General features: G+C 71.5%; 19 protein-coding genes. 18 read left to right on the top strand and 1 reads right to left on the bottom strand.

Annotated elements, in window-relative coordinates:
• The first annotated feature begins 11 nt into the window (after positions 1-11).
• Positions 12-497, top strand: a complete 486-nt coding sequence (locus tag HNP84_RS36030; RefSeq protein WP_185054494.1) for a hypothetical protein — start codon at positions 12-14, stop codon at positions 495-497.
• On the opposite strand, the gene HNP84_RS36025 is transcribed toward HNP84_RS36030, so the two are convergent.
• On the bottom strand, positions 498-893 hold the full coding sequence (locus HNP84_RS36025; RefSeq protein ID WP_185054493.1) for a hypothetical protein: 396 nt from the start codon (positions 891-893) through the stop codon (positions 498-500).
• 121 nt (positions 894-1,014) lie between these two features.
• On the opposite strand from HNP84_RS36025, the gene HNP84_RS36020 reads away from it, so the two are divergent.
• The 17 genes from HNP84_RS36020 to HNP84_RS35940 all read left to right on the top strand — a co-directional run bounded on the left by HNP84_RS36020 (position 1,015) and on the right by HNP84_RS35940 (position 14,825).
• Positions 1,015-1,389: a hypothetical protein gene (locus HNP84_RS36020; RefSeq protein ID WP_185054492.1), complete on the top strand. Its 375-nt coding sequence runs from the start codon at positions 1,015-1,017 to the stop codon at positions 1,387-1,389.
• A gap of 481 nt (positions 1,390-1,870) precedes the next feature.
• The gene (locus tag HNP84_RS36015; protein WP_185054491.1) at positions 1,871-2,158 is read left to right on the top strand and encodes an HNH endonuclease; all 288 of its coding nucleotides are present in this window, start codon (positions 1,871-1,873) and stop codon (positions 2,156-2,158) included.
• A gap of 279 nt (positions 2,159-2,437) precedes the next feature.
• On the top strand, positions 2,438-2,641 hold the full coding sequence (locus HNP84_RS36010; RefSeq protein ID WP_185054490.1) for a hypothetical protein: 204 nt from the start codon (positions 2,438-2,440) through the stop codon (positions 2,639-2,641).
• Positions 2,638-4,095 carry a terminase large subunit domain-containing protein gene (locus HNP84_RS36005; RefSeq protein ID WP_185054489.1) on the top strand — a complete coding sequence of 486 codons (1,458 nt, stop codon included), beginning with the start codon at positions 2,638-2,640 and terminating at the stop codon, positions 4,093-4,095. The genes HNP84_RS36010 and HNP84_RS36005 overlap by 4 nt, the downstream gene beginning before the upstream one ends.
• A gap of 11 nt (positions 4,096-4,106) precedes the next feature.
• Positions 4,107-4,334 carry a hypothetical protein gene (locus HNP84_RS36000; RefSeq protein WP_185054488.1) on the top strand — a complete coding sequence of 76 codons (228 nt, stop codon included), beginning with the start codon at positions 4,107-4,109 and terminating at the stop codon, positions 4,332-4,334.
• Positions 4,331-5,506: a phage portal protein gene (locus tag HNP84_RS35995; protein WP_185054487.1), complete on the top strand. Its 1,176-nt coding sequence runs from the start codon at positions 4,331-4,333 to the stop codon at positions 5,504-5,506. The genes HNP84_RS36000 and HNP84_RS35995 overlap by 4 nt, the downstream gene beginning before the upstream one ends.
• Positions 5,499-6,185: an HK97 family phage prohead protease gene (locus tag HNP84_RS35990; RefSeq protein ID WP_185054486.1), complete on the top strand. Its 687-nt coding sequence runs from the start codon at positions 5,499-5,501 to the stop codon at positions 6,183-6,185. The genes HNP84_RS35995 and HNP84_RS35990 overlap by 8 nt, the downstream gene beginning before the upstream one ends.
• Positions 6,186-6,312: 127 nt before the next feature.
• Complete coding sequence (locus tag HNP84_RS35985; RefSeq protein ID WP_185054485.1) at positions 6,313-7,842, top strand: phage major capsid protein; 1,530 nt, start codon at positions 6,313-6,315, stop codon at positions 7,840-7,842.
• A gap of 82 nt (positions 7,843-7,924) precedes the next feature.
• Complete coding sequence (locus HNP84_RS35980) at positions 7,925-8,299, top strand: hypothetical protein (protein WP_185054484.1); 375 nt, start codon at positions 7,925-7,927, stop codon at positions 8,297-8,299.
• 11 nt (positions 8,300-8,310) lie between these two features.
• Entirely contained in the window at positions 8,311-8,931 is a 621-nt protein-coding gene (locus HNP84_RS35975) for a phage tail fiber protein (RefSeq protein ID WP_185054483.1), read from the top strand.
• 15 nt (positions 8,932-8,946) lie between these two features.
• On the top strand, positions 8,947-11,352 hold the full coding sequence (locus tag HNP84_RS35970; RefSeq protein ID WP_185054482.1) for a N,N-dimethylformamidase beta subunit family domain-containing protein: 2,406 nt from the start codon (positions 8,947-8,949) through the stop codon (positions 11,350-11,352).
• Positions 11,349-12,170 (top strand): hypothetical protein, encoded by an 822-nt coding sequence (locus tag HNP84_RS35965; protein WP_185054481.1) that lies wholly within the window; start codon positions 11,349-11,351, stop codon positions 12,168-12,170. The genes HNP84_RS35970 and HNP84_RS35965 overlap by 4 nt, the downstream gene beginning before the upstream one ends.
• On the top strand, positions 12,167-12,634 hold the full coding sequence (locus tag HNP84_RS35960; RefSeq protein WP_185054480.1) for a hypothetical protein: 468 nt from the start codon (positions 12,167-12,169) through the stop codon (positions 12,632-12,634). Before HNP84_RS35965 ends, HNP84_RS35960 begins: the two co-directional genes overlap by 4 nt.
• Positions 12,635-12,647: 13 nt before the next feature.
• Positions 12,648-12,890 (top strand): hypothetical protein, encoded by a 243-nt coding sequence (locus HNP84_RS35955; protein ID WP_185054479.1) that lies wholly within the window; start codon positions 12,648-12,650, stop codon positions 12,888-12,890.
• The gene (locus HNP84_RS35950) at positions 12,890-13,918 is read left to right on the top strand and encodes a phage tail tube protein (RefSeq protein ID WP_185054478.1); all 1,029 of its coding nucleotides are present in this window, start codon (positions 12,890-12,892) and stop codon (positions 13,916-13,918) included. The genes HNP84_RS35955 and HNP84_RS35950 overlap by 1 nt, the downstream gene beginning before the upstream one ends.
• Before the next feature lie 4 nt (positions 13,919-13,922).
• Positions 13,923-14,483: a hypothetical protein gene (locus HNP84_RS35945; RefSeq protein WP_185054477.1), complete on the top strand. Its 561-nt coding sequence runs from the start codon at positions 13,923-13,925 to the stop codon at positions 14,481-14,483.
• Between the two features lie 9 nt (positions 14,484-14,492).
• Entirely contained in the window at positions 14,493-14,825 is a 333-nt protein-coding gene (locus HNP84_RS35940) for a hypothetical protein (protein WP_185054476.1), read from the top strand.
• Positions 14,826-15,557 lie beyond the last annotated feature (732 nt).

Genomic DNA, 15,557 nt, shown 5'->3' with positions numbered 1-15,557 from the left:
AGGGACACGCCATGACCGATCAGCCCGACCTTACGGAAGCCCTGTACCGCGCCACCCAGGGCCTGCAGCGCGCCGCCCGCACCCTGACCGCCCAGGGGGCGATGGGCTGGGCGATGCAGCGTGACGCCGAGCGACTCGGCGCAACGCTGCAGCAGATGGACGATGAGCAGCTCACCGTGGTGGCGGAGGCGGCGCGGCGCCTGGCCGCGGCCGCGGACGGGCTGCTCGCCGCGCGCACCGCCGCGGCCGCGCCCGCCGACGTCGCCGAGGACGTCGCCCCCAACTCGGTGGTGCGGGTGCTGCTGCTGGTCGGGGAGTGGGCCGAGCTGCGCACCGCGCTGCACCCGGCCGCCGCGCCCCTGCGCGTGCCCGCCGCACGCATCGCCGAGCAGGCGGGCCTCCCGGCCAACGAACTGCCCGGCCGGGAGTTCTCCGTGCGCATCCTCACCGAGCGGGACGCGGACGGCTTCACGCTGCTGAACGACCCGCGTCTGTGATCACTTGGCGCGGCGCGGCCGGCCCGTCTTGCGCTCCCACCGCTTGTTGAACTCCGTGATGTCCGCGCGTGTCCACAGCTTCCCGGTCGCGAGCTCATAGCGTGGGCGGGGGAAGTCGTCCCGATCGGCGAGCTGGTGCACGCGCTGCCGGGACACCCCGAGTATCTCCGCCGCCTCGGCCGCGCTCACCAGGTCGCGCCGGTCGGGATCGCGCTTGGTGAGCTCGCCCAGCGCCAGCAGCAGCAGCTCGGCGCTGCTCCAGTCCTCCCGTCCGTCCTGCTCCAGGTCCTGGGCGACTCTGGCCGCCTCCGCATCGTCGTAGCCCAGCGCGACGGCTACGCGCCGGACAGCGTTGACGATCTCCAGCTCGCGCGAGGTCGTGTTCTCCGTGGTCATGGATTCAGCATGTCAGAAGACTTGCGATACCGCAAGGCTTATGTCATACTGGAGATGTCGGCAAGGGGGTGGCAACCCCGAACCGGCAGCACGTTGACAAGTCAAGAGAGGAGAAGTGGTCGTGGATCACAGCGACCCGCACGAGCGGCTGGAGTGGATCAGCGAGAATCTGCTCGGGGCCTACCGCATGCTGGAGAAGACCCTCCAGCGGCTCCCCCTGCCCCTCACGCTGAGCCCGCTCACCGAGGACTGGGAGCCGGGCGAGGCCCTGGTCACCCTCCAGAGGGCCCGGACCTACCTCGAAATCCAGCCCATGGACGAACTGACCGTCTCCATCCTGGACAAGCTCGTACTTGAGTGGTTCACCGTGTACGAGCTGGGCGGCCTCGCTCAGGAAGCCGGGGTGACCCCCTGGCGACTGGACGCGGCGGAGTTCGGACTCCTCCGGTTCGCCACGCTCCTGCAGGTCCTGGAAGAACGGTTCGACGCAAGCTGAACCGTCGCCGCCCCGGGCACCCCGCCCGGGGCGGCACCCCACGCCCGCCCCTCTCACGACGTCAACCCCCCGAAACCAACGGGACCGGCGAGCGGCGCCGAAGCGCTGTATGGCAAGCTCGCCGGTCCCAGCAGGTTGACAACTCCCAGAGGAGTTGCCCCCATCGTAGCCGCGGCGAGCGGCGCGCGCCGACTTGCCGTCATGATCGTCTGTATGTCAGGCTGAAGACCTGCGAGGTGAACTGTGCCCGCAGGACAGGCCCCGCCCGCGAGCGGGGCTTTCGCATGTTCGGCCCCCGGGACCGTTCGGCCTGCAGGGCCCCGCGGCCGCCCCGGACCTTCCCTCGCCATCCGAGGCGGCCGTGGCCGAGACGATAGATGATCTTCCCGTGGTCGGCGCCCCGGGAAGCTGGAGCGGGTGGCAGGATTCACTGGTCCTGGGCCCTGCCGCCCGCCCGCACTCCATGTCGGAGGAACTCGCCATGGCGCGTAGCAAGGGGCGCACGGGCCGCCCGTGGCGCCGCATATGGAAGCGGCTGCGCGACAGCCCCGGCAGTGAGGTGTGCTGGCTGTGCGGCGAACCGATCGACAAGACGTTGCCCGCCACTCACCGGGAGAGCTGGACCGCTGACCACGTGGACCCGATCAGCCTCGGCGGAGCGCCGCGAGATCCTCGCCTGCTGAGGCCGGCGCACCGGCACTGCAACAGCAGCAGGGGCAACCGCCTCGGCTCGCGCGGGCGCGCGCTGCCCACGTCCGAGGACTGGTGACGCGGCGAGGCATGCACACATGCCCTGACCTGGTGCGATGCGAACTCGGGGTGCTCGCGCGAAATCCGAACCGAATCGGACATTCGCGTTTCCGCAGGTCAGAGCGTTTTTGACTGCGAGCTGGGGGACCCCAGTCCATCCGCTCCCGTTTCTCTCCCCACGTGCGCAAACCAGGGGGTGATCGTGGCCGAGCGGCGGCCGATCGGTGCCCACGAGCGCGCCGTTCGAAAAGATGTTCGAGCGCTCGCGGATCGTACGGGCATCGAGGCGTACACCGCGGTGGCGCTGGAGCTCGCCAAGCGCCTGGACGCCGGCAACCTGGAGCCGGGCGAGCAGGCTCGCCTGGCGGCCGAGCTGCGCCGTACGCTGGTCGAGCTCGGCCGCGTCGGGACGAAGAAGCCCGTCGCTGACAACCTGGACGAACTGCGTCAGCGCCGCCAGCAGCGCAAGCGCCGCCAGGAGCAGCAGGAGCAGCAGGCGTGACCGCCGCTCTGGCCCTGGGCTGCCAGGTCCCGCGCATCCGCTCGGTCCCGCCCTACACCCACACCAGCGGGCCCGAGGTGGCCGAGCTCGCCGCGGACGTCGGTCTGGTCCTGGACCCCTGGCAGCAGTTGTTCCTCAACGACGCCCAGGCCGAGGACGAGCGCGGTATGTGGGTGTGCTTCGAGTGCGGCATCATCGTCAGCCGCCAGAACGGCAAGGGCGGGATCTTCGAGGCGCGCGTGCTCGCTGGGCTGTTCCTGTTCGATGAGCGGCTGATCCTCTACAGCGCCCACGAGTTCAAGACGGCTAGCGAGATGTTCCTGCGGATCAAGGACCTGATCGACGGCAAGGACGCCTATCGCCGGCGCGTGCGCCGCGTCATCACCAGCCACGGTGAGGAGGGCATCGAGCTGCTGTCGGGGCAGCGACTGCGGATCATCGCCCGCTCGCGTTCCTCCGGCCGTGGCTTCTCCGGTGACTGCAACATCATGGACGAGGCGTTCCGGCTCGGCCCGGCCGAGATGGCCGCGCTTCTCCCCACGATGTCCGCCCGCCGCAACCCGCAGTTGTTCTACGGGTCTTCGGCCGGGTTCGAGGACTCCTATCAGCTCGGCGCCGTACGCCAGCGGGGCCTCGCCGGCGATGACCCGTCGCTGTGCTTCCACGAGTACAGCGCCCCGGACGACACCCTGTCGCGTCTGCAGGGCCGGCCCCTGGCCGACGTCAAGACGGCGCTGGCCGACCGCGGGCTGTGGGCCATGGCCAACCCTGCGCTCGGCATCCGGATCTCCGAGGACTACATCGCCAAGGAGCTGCGGGCGATGGACCCCGAATCCTTCGCCCGCGAGCGGCTCGGGATCGGCACCTACCCGATGGAGGAGGGCGGCTGGCAGGTCATCGGCGAGGAGCTGTGGACCTCCTGCATCGACCCTGGCTCGCGCCGCTCGGGTGCGATCGCGCTGTGCCTGGACGTCCCGCCCGACCGCAGCATGGGCGTCATCGCGGTGGCCGGCCGCCGCGCGGACGGGCGCGTGCACGGCGAGCTGATCGCCTACGAGCGCGGCACCGGGTGGATGGTCGAGCGCGCCGCCCAGCTCGCCGCCGACCACCGGCCGCTGGCGATCGTCGTGGACGGTGCCGGCCCGGCCGGGAGCCTGATCGCGCCGCTGCAGCAGGCGGGCCTGGAGGTCACCGTGATGGGCGCCCGGGACATGGCCCAGGCGTGCGGTGGCCTGTACGACCTGATCGAGCAGGGCCAGTTCCGCACGATCGGACAGGCGCCGCTGACCACCGCGGTGGCGGGCGCCGTCAAGCGAGTCATCGGGGACGGCGGCTGGGGGTGGGCCCGGCGTCACGCCAGCGTGGACATCTCCCCCATCGTCGCGGTCACCGGTGCCGCGTGGGGCCTGGCGACCGCGCCGGCCGAGGTCGACCCGCTGAACAACATCTGGTGAGGGGGTGGGCGATGAGCGTACGCGCGCGCCTGGGGGCCGTGATGGTGGCCACCGCGGGCCCGGCCGGGACGGTGGTGAGGGTCCTGCGCCAGGCCGGGCCGGGCCTGGTGGGTCTGGCCTCGGTCTCCTACGGAGCGTGGCTGGCCTGGCCGCCGGCCGGGTGGATGACCCTGGGGGCGCTGATTCTGGTCGACCGCGCATACGCGCGCCTGAGTCAGCGCCGCGAGGTGTCGATATGAGCCTGTTCTTCGGCAGCGAGCAGCGGATCTTTCACCCCAGCCGGTGGGTGATCCCCCCGCCCAGCCAGGCCGGCGCGGCCGGCGCTGGGGTGGATCTACGCGCCACCGAGGTCTCGCTGCAGAAGATCGCGGTGTGGGCGTCGGTGTCGCTGATCGCCGGCACCGCGGGCATGCTGCCCCTGGACGCGTTCGATGGAACGGGCACCAGCACGCGGCAGATCGATCTGCCCACGTGGATGGAGGACCCGGCCGGCGATGGCTACGGGTACGGCGATTGGGCCTATCAGGTGCTGGCCAGCGAGATGCTGCGCGGCAACGCCGTGGGCATCATCGCCGCACGCGGCCCCCGCGGCCTGCCGACGCAGATCGTGATGCAGCACCCGGATGAGATCGGCGTGCGCCGCGATCCGACCACGGGCGAGGTCGAGTGGCGTGTGGCCGGCACCCAGATTCCGACTTCGGACATCTGGCACCAGCGCGCCTATCCGATGCCGGGCCGCATCCAGGGCCTGTCTCCGATCGGACACCATGCGGCGACCATCGGCCTGGGCCTGAACGTGCTGCGGTTCGGCAACCAGTTCTTCGAGGACGGCGGACACCCGACCGCGATCTTGAAGACGACCGCGAGCCTGAACGAGACCGCGGCCAGGGTGGCCAAGACCCGATTCCTCGCCGCGGTGAGTGGGCGTCGTGAGCCGGTGGTGCTCGGCGGCGACTGGGAGTACCAGGCGATCCAGATCGCGCCTGAGGAGTCGCAGTTCCTGGAGACGCACAAGCTGACCAGCATCGAGTGCTGCCGCATCTTCGGGCCCGGTCTGGCCGAGGTGTTGGGGTACGAGACCGGCGGGGCGCTCACCTACCAGAACATCCAGGAGCGCAACATCCAGCTCCTGATCTACGCGCTGGACCCGTGGCTGGTCCGGCTGGAGCGAGCGCTGTCGGCCATGCTGCCGCGCGGCCAGTACGTGCGGATCAACCGCGGCGCGCTGCTGCGCACGGACATCCTCACCCGCTACCGCGCCTACCAGCTCGCGATCCGCAACCGTATCCAGGCCCCGTCCGAGGCGCGCGAGCTGGAGGACCTGCCGCCGCTGACGCCTGAACAGCAGGCCGAGTTCGACAGCCTGCCCAGCCCTGCACCCACCAGCGACTCGGGAGGTAGCCGTGCCTGACAAGAGCGACCGCGCGAAGATTTCCGGCCTGGAGCGCCGGGCCTACCCGGTGCGGCTGGAGGTGCGTGCCCAGGGCGGCGGCGGCCCCACCATCGTGGAGGGCTACGCGTCCGTGACGGAGGCGCCGTACGAGATGTACGACTGGTACGGCCCTTACACCGAGGTCATCAGGGCGGGCGCGTTCGCCAAGACCCTGTCCGAGCACCCGCAGGTGCAGCTCCTGCTCAACCATCGGGGCCTGTCCATGGCCTACACCAAGGCCGGCACCCTGGAGCTCTCCGAGGACTCCCAGGGCCTGCACATGCGCGCGCAGGTCAACGCGACCCGCTCGGACGTGCGTGACATGGTGATCGCCATCGAGGACGGCAACGTGGATGAGATGTCGTTCGCGTTCCGCGTGCCCTACGGGAAGTCGCAGTGGTCCCCGGACTACGACCAGCGGGACATCCTTGAGGTGGACATGCACCGCGGCGACGTGTCGGTGGTGAACTTCGGCGCCAACCCCGAGACCTCGGTCGAGGCTGTGCGCGCCGCCCAGCTCGACCAGCTTCCGGAGGAGGAGGCTCGGGCGCTGATCGCCCGCCTGCAGCGCCGCCTGGACGGCGCCCCAGACTCCCGGCGGGTCTACCCGTTGGGCCTGGCCGAGGCAGAGGCGCACGCCCTGCTGCTCGGCCGCTGATCCCCCTGTACGCCTGCTCACCCGACGTGCCGGAGCCGCAGCCGGAGCACGCGCGCCTGCGTGCCACCACTGCCGCCACCACCGCGGATCGCAGGCGCGACCCCCGAACAGTAGATGGGAGGACTCCATGCTGGAGTTCCTGCGCCAGCAGCTTCAGGAGCTGCTGGCCAAGAGGGCCGCGCTCGAAAGCGAGCTGACCGCGGTCCTGGAGAAGCCGAAGGCCGAGAGCCGCAACCTGACCGAGGAGGAGCGCAGCGCGTTCGATGCCGCGGCCGCGGCGCTGCGCGCCCACGATGCGGAGATCGCCGAGGCCCGCGCCCGCGTGGAGGAGGTGGAGGCCGCCCAGCAGCGCCGCGCCAACGCCGACCAGCTCGCCGCCAAGCTCGGCCAGACCGGCCCGGAGGACCCCCACCGCCCCCGGGTCGAGGTGCTGTCGGAGCCCACGCAGTACGGCCGCGGCCGCCGGCACTCCTACTGGCTCGACCTCGCGCGTACCGAGCTCAACCGCGGCGACGGCGACGGCGGTGTGCAGGCGGCCCGCGAGCGGCTGCAGCGCCACGCCCAGGAGCTGGACGTGGATCTGCCCAAGCGCGAGCAGCGCCGCCTCGCCCGTGCCCGGGGCGACCTGGAACAGCTCGACCGCGACCTCGGCCACCACCGGCGCGGCCTGGAGTCGCTGTTCGAGCGCGGCGCCCCCGAGCAGCGGGTCGCGCCGAACCGCACTGACGGCCAGGGCGGGTACTTCGTGCCGCCGCTGTGGCTGATCGATGAGTACATCGACTTCGCTCGCTTCGGCTCGCCGATCGCCAACAGCGTGCGGAACCTGACTCTGCCGCCCGGCACCGACTCGATCAACGTGCCGAAGGTCGCGACCGGCACGCAGACCGGCATGCAGGCCGATGGCGGCGCGGTCACGAGCGTGGACCTGACCGACACGTTCGTGAGCGCTCCGGTCAAGACCCTCGCCGGTCAGCAGGACATCGCCCTGCAGCTCCTGGACCAGAGCCCGATCTCCTTCGACGAGGTCGTGTTCGCCGACCTGCTGGCCGACTACGCGATGCGCAAGGAGCTGCAGATCATCGCGGGCACCGGCACCGGCACGCAGCTCAAGGGTCTGCTCACGGTCGCGGGCATCAACGCGGTGACCTACACCGACGCGGACCCGACGCTGCCGGAGATGTGGGTGCCGTGGGTCCAGTCGGTCTCCCAGATTTTCACCAAGCGGAAGATGCCGGCGACCGCGACATTCGTGCACCCGGCGATCTGGTACTGGGCCTGCTCCCAGCTCGACGGGAACAGCCGGCCGCTGATCCTGCCGGAGCAGCATGGCCCGTTCAATGCGTTGGCGCTGCAGACCGGCGAGGCCGCCGAGGGTCCGGTCGGCCGGCTCACGGTCGGCACGCCGGTGATCCTGGCCGGCAACATGCCGACCAACCTCGGCGCCGCCACGAACGAGACCCGCACGATCACGCTGCGGACCTCCGACCAGTACCTGTGGGAGGGCGGCATGCGCAGCCGCGTCCTGTCCGAGGTGCTGTCCGGCACCCTGCAGGTCCGGCTCCAGGTCTACAACTACCTGGCGTTCATGCCCGACCGCCGCGCCGAGTCCATCTCGGTCATCTCCGGCACCGGGATGATCCCGCAGGCCGGCTTCTGATCGCGCCCGGGCGGCCGGCTGCCGAGTGAGGCCCGGCCGCCCGGGGCCACCACCCCCGACCCTGAGAAGAGAGGACGAGGCGATGAGTCATGACCTGATCGCCGAGCTGCACGGGTACGCCGCGGAGTACCAGCGCTACGAGCAGAGCGGCCGTGAGGACCGCGCGGCCGCTGCTCGCCGTGAGGGCGAGCGCGTCATCGCCGCGATCCAGGACCGGATCGGCGAGCTGCTCGACCAGGCCGAGGAGCACGAGAGCAAGGGGCAGGAGGTCCTGGCCGCTCAGGCCCGCGTGGAGGCCAAGCGGTTGGCGGCCGAGCTGCCGCCCGAGCACCGGCCCGAGCGGCTGCGCCCGCTGTACCCGGACGCGGCCGGCACCGAGGACGCAGCCACGCCGGCGCCGCCGGAGCAGGCCGTACCGAAGCGCGCGGCCGCCAAGCGCCCCGCCAAGACGGCCTGACAGGAGGACCCATGCCGTTCGCGGTAGCCGGCCGGGACTACATGCTCGACCAGTTCGTCACCGGCCGCGGCACGCACCTGTCGCTGCACAGCGCCTACAGCGCCACCGGCGGCAATGAGCTGACCGGCGGCGGGTACGCGCGGGTCGCGCCGACCTACGCCGCGGCGTCCGGCGGCAGCAAGGCCCTGGCCGCCTCCGTGGCGTTCCAGGTCCCGGCCGGCTCCACCGTGGGCTGGGTGGGCTGGTGGTCGCAGGCCAGCGGCGGCATCCACGGCGGGATGACCCCGCTCACGGGTGCCGATGTGACCGCCCCGCCGGCGGCGTACACCGCGGCCGCGGCCACGGACGTGCTGACCGCGCCCGGGCACGCCTTCGTCGACGGCGACACCGTGGTGGTCTTCCCCGGCGCCGCGGCCAGCCTGCCCGCCGGACTCACCGCGGGCACGGTCTACCACGTTCGAGACGTGGCCGGCGCCACGCTCAAGCTCGCCGCCAGCCAGGGCGGCGCCGCCATCAACCTGACCGGGGACGGCGCCGGAATCATCATGCCGATCACGGTGGAGACGTTCGCCAGCGCCGGGGTGCTGACCGTCGCCGAACCCACCGTGGGCGACCTGCTCACCCTGGTCTGACCCGAGGACCTGGTCATGCTCCTGCAGCAGGTCATCTACCCGGCTGCCCCGCCCGGCGCCGCCGCGTCGACCCATACGGTCCCGCTCGACCAGCCGGCCACCGCCGGCAGCACGCTGATCATCCTGGCGGCCGCGCCCGCCGTGATCACGATCCCCGGGGCGATCAAGCGCGGCACGAACGTGTCCAACGCCGATGTGTCGATCTTCTCCATGGACATGGCCGGCGGCGAGACCTCGATCCAGGTCAACCTGTCCGGGCCGCGGCGGTTGCAGGCGGTGGTGCTGGAGCGCGATGACATCGACGCCTTCATCACCGCGGTGGGCCGCAACCAAGCGCCGAGCGGGTCGTGGGCGTTCAACGCGCTGGCCATGAACGAGGGCGACCACGTGTTCGTCGCGCTCGGCGCGATCCACCACATCAGCCTGGCCGGCGAGGCGGTGGGCCCCTGGACGCCGCCGCTGGATGAGCACCTGGACCGCATCCTCGGCGCCGCGGTCTCCGGCGATGAGGACGTGTGGCTGGCGGCCGCGAGCGGCACCGCGCCGTCGACCGGCAACCTCGCCTACAGCGCGACCGGGCTTTTGGCCAGCGGCCCGATCCAGCAGGGCGTGATCGCGGTCTTCTCCAACAGCGGGGGGAGCCTGCCGCCGCCGGAGAATCCGGTGGAGGCCGAGAACCGCGAGCAGGGCAGCGCCGGGTGGGACATCGACGGCGCCGGCGATCCCGGCATCCAGGGATTCGCCACCGCGATGAGCGTCGAGCAGGGCGGCACGCTGGATCTGAAGATCCACAGCGGCGGCGCGCCGTTCGACGTCGCCATCTACCGGTTGGGCTACTACAACGGGGCGGGCGCCCGCCTGATCGATACCGTGACAGGCACCCCAACGACGCAGCCCACGGGCACGATCGACCCGACCACGCTCATGGCGAGCTGCGCGTCCTGGACGGTGTCGGCGAGCTGGACGGTTCCCCCCGACGCCTGCCCGGGTGTCTACCTGGCCCGGCCGGTGCTCGGCGGTGGGGGCGCGAGCCACATCCCCTTCGTGGTGCGCAACCCCGCCCGCAAGGCGCCGATCCTGGTCGTCACCAGCGACAGCACGTGGCAGGCGTACAACCACGCGGGGGCGAACCCGGCCGACCCGTTCAACGGGCGGTCGCTGTACGGCGCCGGCACCGCGGCAAGCTTCGTGTTCAACCTCTCCCAGCGCTGCCGGGCGGTCAGCTATGACCGGCCGTGGGTGACGCGGGAGCACTTGCCGCAGACGTGGCTGTTCAACAGCGAGTACCCCGCGATCAGGTGGCTGGAGCGCAACGGCTACGACGTCGACTACGCGAGCTGCCCCGACATCGACGCCGATCCCAGCCTGCTGACCGGCCGCCAGATCGTGATCGTGCACGGGCACAGCGAGTACTGGTCGGCGACCATGTGGGACAACCTGGTGGCCGCGCGCGACGCCGGCGTGCACCTGATCATCGCCGCGGGCAATGAGCTGTTCTGGCGCATCCGGTGGGACGGCGGCCGCCGCACGTACGCCTGCTGGAAAGACAGCATGGACGGGCAGCTCAACCCGACCGGCCTGTACTCGGGGACCTGGCAGGACACCCGGGCGTTCAACCCGCAGCGCCGCTCGCCGGCGACGGTGACCGGCCAGTTCTTCCGGGTCAATGGGCTGCATGAGTTCGCCCTAACGGTGCCCGACGCCTACGCCGCACACCCGATCTGGCGCGACACCACGGTGGCCGAGCTCGGCCCCGGCGAGTCCCGTTCCTACCCGGGGTTGATCGGGTTCGAGACCGATGAGGACCGCGAGCAGGAACGGCCGCCGGGATGGGTGCGCCTGTCCGAGACCACGTTCACGGTCACCAACCTGATCTCCAACGAGAACGGCAACGACTACAGCGGGAGCGGCACCGTCACGCACCACATGGGCGCCTACCAGGCGCCCTCCGGCGCCGTGGTCCTGGGCGTGGGGACCGTGCAGCTCGCGTGGGGGTTGGATGCCTGGCACGACCGCACCGTGCGGCCGGCCCAGCCCGACATCCAGCAGATGGTGATGAACCTGCTGGCCGACATGGGCGTGCAGTGCCCCGACGCCTCCCGCCAGGTCGACCTGGTCAAGCCGGTCCCGGTCGACTTCTCCGAGTACGGGTTCGGCTCGGCGCCGGCCGCCGCCACCCTGCACGGCGGCGGGCTGATGAGCGCGGTCGGCATCAAGTCGGTGACCATGACCGCGCGCCTGTCCGGCGGCGCCCTGGCGGCCGCGGCCGCGACGCCTGGTCCCAGCCTCACCATGACGGCCGCCATGGCCGGCGGCGGCATCCTCGCCGCGCGCGGCACGCCCGGCGCGCCGGTGGCCGGGCCCGCCCGGCTGAGGTCCTCGGCGGCACCGGTCGCCACACTGAGAGGGAGCGATTCATGACCTGGGCGCTGGGCACCGCCGTACGGCTGGCCACGCAGGTGTACGCGGACGGCGCGCTGGTCACCCCGGCCACGGTCTCGCTGTCGATCCGCCTGCCGGATGGCACGATCGCCGGCCCCTTCACCGGTGCCGACCTGATCTCCGGCGGGGTGGGCGTCTACCGGTACGACTACGCCACCGTGCAGGCGGGGCGGCACGTCGCCCGCTGGATCACCACCGCGCCGAGCGGCGTCGATGAGGAGCCGTTCGACGTCGCGCCGATGTGGGGCGAGGCCGGCATCGTGAGCCTCGGCGCGGCCAAGCGGCAGCTCAAGGTCTCCCCCGCGGACACCAGCAACGATGACGAGATCAGCACGTTCATCCGCGCCACGACGGAGATCGTCCAGCGGCACGCCGGCAGCGTCCTGCCCCTCCCGGTCACCGCCCGGCTGCGGGGCGGGTGGCGGGACCTGCTGCTGGACCACCGGCCGGTCGTGTCCGTGGCCAGCGTGACCCTGCCCGGCGGGCAGGTCCTGGACCCCACGGGGTACGAGCTGGACGCCGAGGCCGGGGTGCTGACCCGCATGGTGGGCGACTACGAGAGCTGTTGGGAGCCCGGCCGGATCACGGTCAACTACACCGCCGGCCGCGCGGTGGTGCCCGACACGATCACCCAGGCGGCCCGCATCATCATCCAGCACCTGTGGGAGACGCAGCGCGGCCGCATGGGCAGCGTCCGGGCCGGCGGCTCGGAAGAAGTCTGGGACCCGCGCTGGGGCTACTCCATTCCCCGCCGGGCCCTGGAGCTCCTGGGAGATCACCCGATGGGAATCGCATGAGAACCTCACAGATCCCGTTCGTCCTGGACACCCTGGTGGACATCATCCGGGTGTCCCTGGCCAGCGCGCACCCCGACGTCGACGTGCTCGACGGGCCCGAGGTGACCGCCGACCCGCAGCCCCGCGTGGTGTGCGTGGGCTGGGACGGCGATGACGAGGGCGACGGCCAGGCGGTGGAGTGGGACCAGCAGTGGAACGGCCTGGGCGCGAAGGCCAAGCAGGAGCTGATCACGGTCACGTGCGTGGTCATCTGCCGATCCGGTGGCGATGACCTGCGCGCCGTGCGGCAGGACGCGTTCGCGCTGTTCGGGGCGATCGAGACCGGGCTGCGCGGTGACGTGTCGATCGGGCTGCCGCCGCCCGGCGTGGCCACCGTCGCCCAGGGGCGCCTGCACCAGGAGTGCAACGCCGATGGGGTCGAGGTCCGGCTGCCGTTCACCGTGGGCGTTCAGGCCCGCATCTAGGAAGGGGGCCCGCGTGGCCGAGGACATGATCAGGTTCCGCAACATCACGGACCAGGACCTGCACCTGGACCACCGCGAGGGCCGCGTGGTACGCGCCGGCGAGGTGGCCATCGTCGACGACGCCGAGCTGGCCGAGGACCTCGCCGACGCCTACATCGTGCGCCAGCGCGGCGCCCTGCGCGCCTGGCCGAAGGTCACGTGGGAGCTGCTGGGCGCGCCGGCGCCGGCGCCGAAGAAGAAGGGTGGTGGTGAGTGATGGCCACGGGCACGGGCCTGGATGCACAGATCGGCCTGGCCGCCGAGACCGTGGTGGGCACGCCGGTCACGGTGTCGCGGTTCCACGAGATCGACAAGGAGAGCCTGAAGTACTCCCCGGGGTTCCTGGAGCCGACCACACTGCGCGCGGGCCGCAAGTACAAGCAGGCATCCCGGGTGACCCGCAGCCGCATCACCGTCTCGGGCGAGATCGAGCTGCCGGTCAGCAGCCGCGGCATGGGCATACTGTTCCAGCACATGATCGGCAGTACGGCGGTGGCGACGCAGATCGGGTCCACCACCGCCTACCGGCAGGTGCACGTCCCGGTCGGCAAGCTCGGGCTCGGGCTCACGGTCCAGGTGGGCAGGCCGGAGCCGGCCACCGGCATCGTGCGGCCGTTCACCTACCGCGGATGCAAGATCACCGAGTGGGAGATCAGCCTCAGCGACAACGACGTCCTGCGGCTGAAGCTGTCGCTGGACGGCATGGACGAGAGCACCGCCACCGCGCTGGCCACCGCCAGCTTCCCCGCGGCGAACCTGTTCGGCTTCCACCAGGCCACGCTCAAGCTCGGCGGCACCGCCGCCACCAACAGCGGGCTGATGTCCATCACCGGCGGCACGGCGGTGGCGACCATCATCCGGGAGCTGTCGATCAAGGGCACCACTCCGCTGGACACCGAGCGCTACGGCATCGGCAACGGCGGAGTGAAGGCGCAGCCGCTGGAAAACGACATCCCCACGATCACCGGCAGCATGAAGGCCGAGTTCTCCCAGGTCGAGGTCTACGACCTGTTCAAGTCCGGTGATCCGGTCGCGATGGAGTTCGGCCTGACCGGTGAGCCCATCGGCGTCAGCGGCGAGGTCGACACGCTGAGCTTCATCACGCCGGCGATGCTGATCAAGGAGGCGCCCGCGGTGGTCGAGGGCCCGGGCACGGTCATGATGGACCTGTCCTGGGAGGCGTATGACGACGGCGTCAACGCGCCGCTGCAGATCATGAGCATCTCGGCCGACACCACCCTGTAGCGGCATGGCCCGCATCGAGGTCCGCGGGGCCGAGCAGATGGCCGAGCTCGCCAAGCGGTTGAAGGGCGCCGACGCCAAGGTGCGGCGGCGGCTGTCCAAGAGCATCCGCGACGGCGTGCGCCCGGCCGTGGCCGACACCAAGCGGGCGGTGCTGGCCATCCCGGTGACCGGCGCCCGCGGCGGCGGCGGCAAGGCCCGCACCGAGCACCACCTGACCCGGGTCAAGGACCCCGAGAGCGAGCGCGCCCGCAAGCGCGCCGCGGCCCGCAGCGGCCTGCGCCGCTCGATCGCCGCGGCGATCAAGGCCGACATCCAGACCGGCGGCCGCAAGGCCGGCGTGCGGATCGTCGTGGACGCCAACAAGCTGCCCCAGGACCAGCGCACGCTGCCCCGGCACCTCAACAGCAAGCGCGGCTGGAGACACCCCCTGTTCGGTGACCGCGACCGCTGGTACGCCCAGAGCGGCAAGCCGTGGTTCGAGGTGACCATCCGCAAGCACGTCCGCAAGATCCGCCGAACCATCCTCAAGGCCATGGACGAGCTGGCCAAAGAGATCGAGAGCTAGGAGACACCGATGCCGCGTTCCCGCATCATGATCGACGGCAAGCCCGCAGAGATCGACCTGGACCGCCTGGCGCTGCACGAGGGCCTGGCGCTGCAGCGCACCACCGGCATGCGCGTACCGCAGATGGCCGAAGGGCTGCAAGCCCAGGACATGGAGGCCATGCTGGCCCTGGTCTGGCTGATCATGAAGTTCCGCATGGGCTATGACGAGGTCACCCTGGATGAGATCGCCGAGGGCAAGTACGTGGTCGACCTGACCGCCGTGGAGATCGTGGACGACCAGGAGGCGCCGGGCCCTACCGGCGCCGACGCGACGGCGAAGACATCGAACTCCAGCGGCTGAGGTACCTGCCGCTGCTGGCCCATCTGCTGCACCTCACCCCCCGCGACGTCGACGCACTGACGTGGGTGGAGTTCGAGCTGATGTGCCGCTGGATCGACGAATACCTGAAGCAGACGCGCTGACCGGCTGAGGCCGGTCGGCCATGCCGCCATGAGGGGGGGTGACCCCTCGTGGCCTCAACGATGTCCTTCGACATCTTCGCGAGGGACTTCGCCAGCAAGACCTTCCGCAACGTGGGCGATGAGGCCGACCGCGCCGGCCGGCGGATCGAGTCCCTCGGCCGCTCCGGCTCCTCCGCCCGCGACGGACTGTCGGGTCTGTCGGATGCGGTCACCGGGCTGGGCGCCCGCCTGGGCGGCATCGGCGGCACGCTGGCCAGCCTCGGCACCAGCCTGGCCAGCACCGGGGCGAACGCGTTCGCCACCGCCGGCCGCCTGTCGGTCATGGCCGGCGCGGCCGCCTCGGCCGCATCCAGCGCCGCCAGCCTGGCCGCCGCGCTCGCCCCGGCCGTGGGCATCGTCGCGGCGCTGCCCGGCGCCGCGCTGCTCGGCGCCGCGGCCATGACGACGCTCAAGGTCGCCTTCGCCGGCGTCGGGGAAGCGTTCAGCGCGGCCCTGACCGAGGACTTCCTCGGCTTCGCCGACTCTCCCTGGACGGCCTGTCCGAACGGGCGGTCGCGGCCGCGTACGAGCTGCGCGCGCTCAAGCCCACCTTCGACACCCTCAAGTGGGC

The organism is Thermocatellispora tengchongensis (assembly GCF_014202315.1).
GTDB lineage: Bacteria > Actinomycetota > Actinomycetes > Streptosporangiales > Streptosporangiaceae > Thermocatellispora > Thermocatellispora tengchongensis.
This window is presented reverse-complemented; position numbering and strand designations above follow the sequence as displayed.

Coding starts and splice junctions, on each gene's coding strand:
- HNP84_RS36030 (WP_185054494.1), top strand. CDS start 12: ATGACCGATCAGCCCGACCTTACGGAAGCCCTGTACCGCGCCACCCAG.
- HNP84_RS36025 (WP_185054493.1), bottom strand. CDS start 893: ATGACCACGGAGAACACGACCTCGCGCGAGCTGGAGATCGTCAACGCT.
- HNP84_RS36015 (WP_185054491.1), top strand. CDS start 1,871: ATGGCGCGTAGCAAGGGGCGCACGGGCCGCCCGTGGCGCCGCATATGG.
- HNP84_RS36000 (WP_185054488.1), top strand. CDS start 4,107: ATGAGCGTACGCGCGCGCCTGGGGGCCGTGATGGTGGCCACCGCGGGC.
- HNP84_RS35995 (WP_185054487.1), top strand. CDS start 4,331: ATGAGCCTGTTCTTCGGCAGCGAGCAGCGGATCTTTCACCCCAGCCGG.
- HNP84_RS35985 (WP_185054485.1), top strand. CDS start 6,313: ATGCTGGAGTTCCTGCGCCAGCAGCTTCAGGAGCTGCTGGCCAAGAGG.
- HNP84_RS35980 (WP_185054484.1), top strand. CDS start 7,925: ATGAGTCATGACCTGATCGCCGAGCTGCACGGGTACGCCGCGGAGTAC.
- HNP84_RS35975 (WP_185054483.1), top strand. CDS start 8,311: ATGCCGTTCGCGGTAGCCGGCCGGGACTACATGCTCGACCAGTTCGTC.
- HNP84_RS35970 (WP_185054482.1), top strand. CDS start 8,947: ATGCTCCTGCAGCAGGTCATCTACCCGGCTGCCCCGCCCGGCGCCGCC.
- HNP84_RS35965 (WP_185054481.1), top strand. CDS start 11,349: ATGACCTGGGCGCTGGGCACCGCCGTACGGCTGGCCACGCAGGTGTAC.
- HNP84_RS35960 (WP_185054480.1), top strand. CDS start 12,167: ATGAGAACCTCACAGATCCCGTTCGTCCTGGACACCCTGGTGGACATC.
- HNP84_RS35950 (WP_185054478.1), top strand. CDS start 12,890: ATGGCCACGGGCACGGGCCTGGATGCACAGATCGGCCTGGCCGCCGAG.
- HNP84_RS35945 (WP_185054477.1), top strand. CDS start 13,923: ATGGCCCGCATCGAGGTCCGCGGGGCCGAGCAGATGGCCGAGCTCGCC.
- HNP84_RS35940 (WP_185054476.1), top strand. CDS start 14,493: ATGCCGCGTTCCCGCATCATGATCGACGGCAAGCCCGCAGAGATCGAC.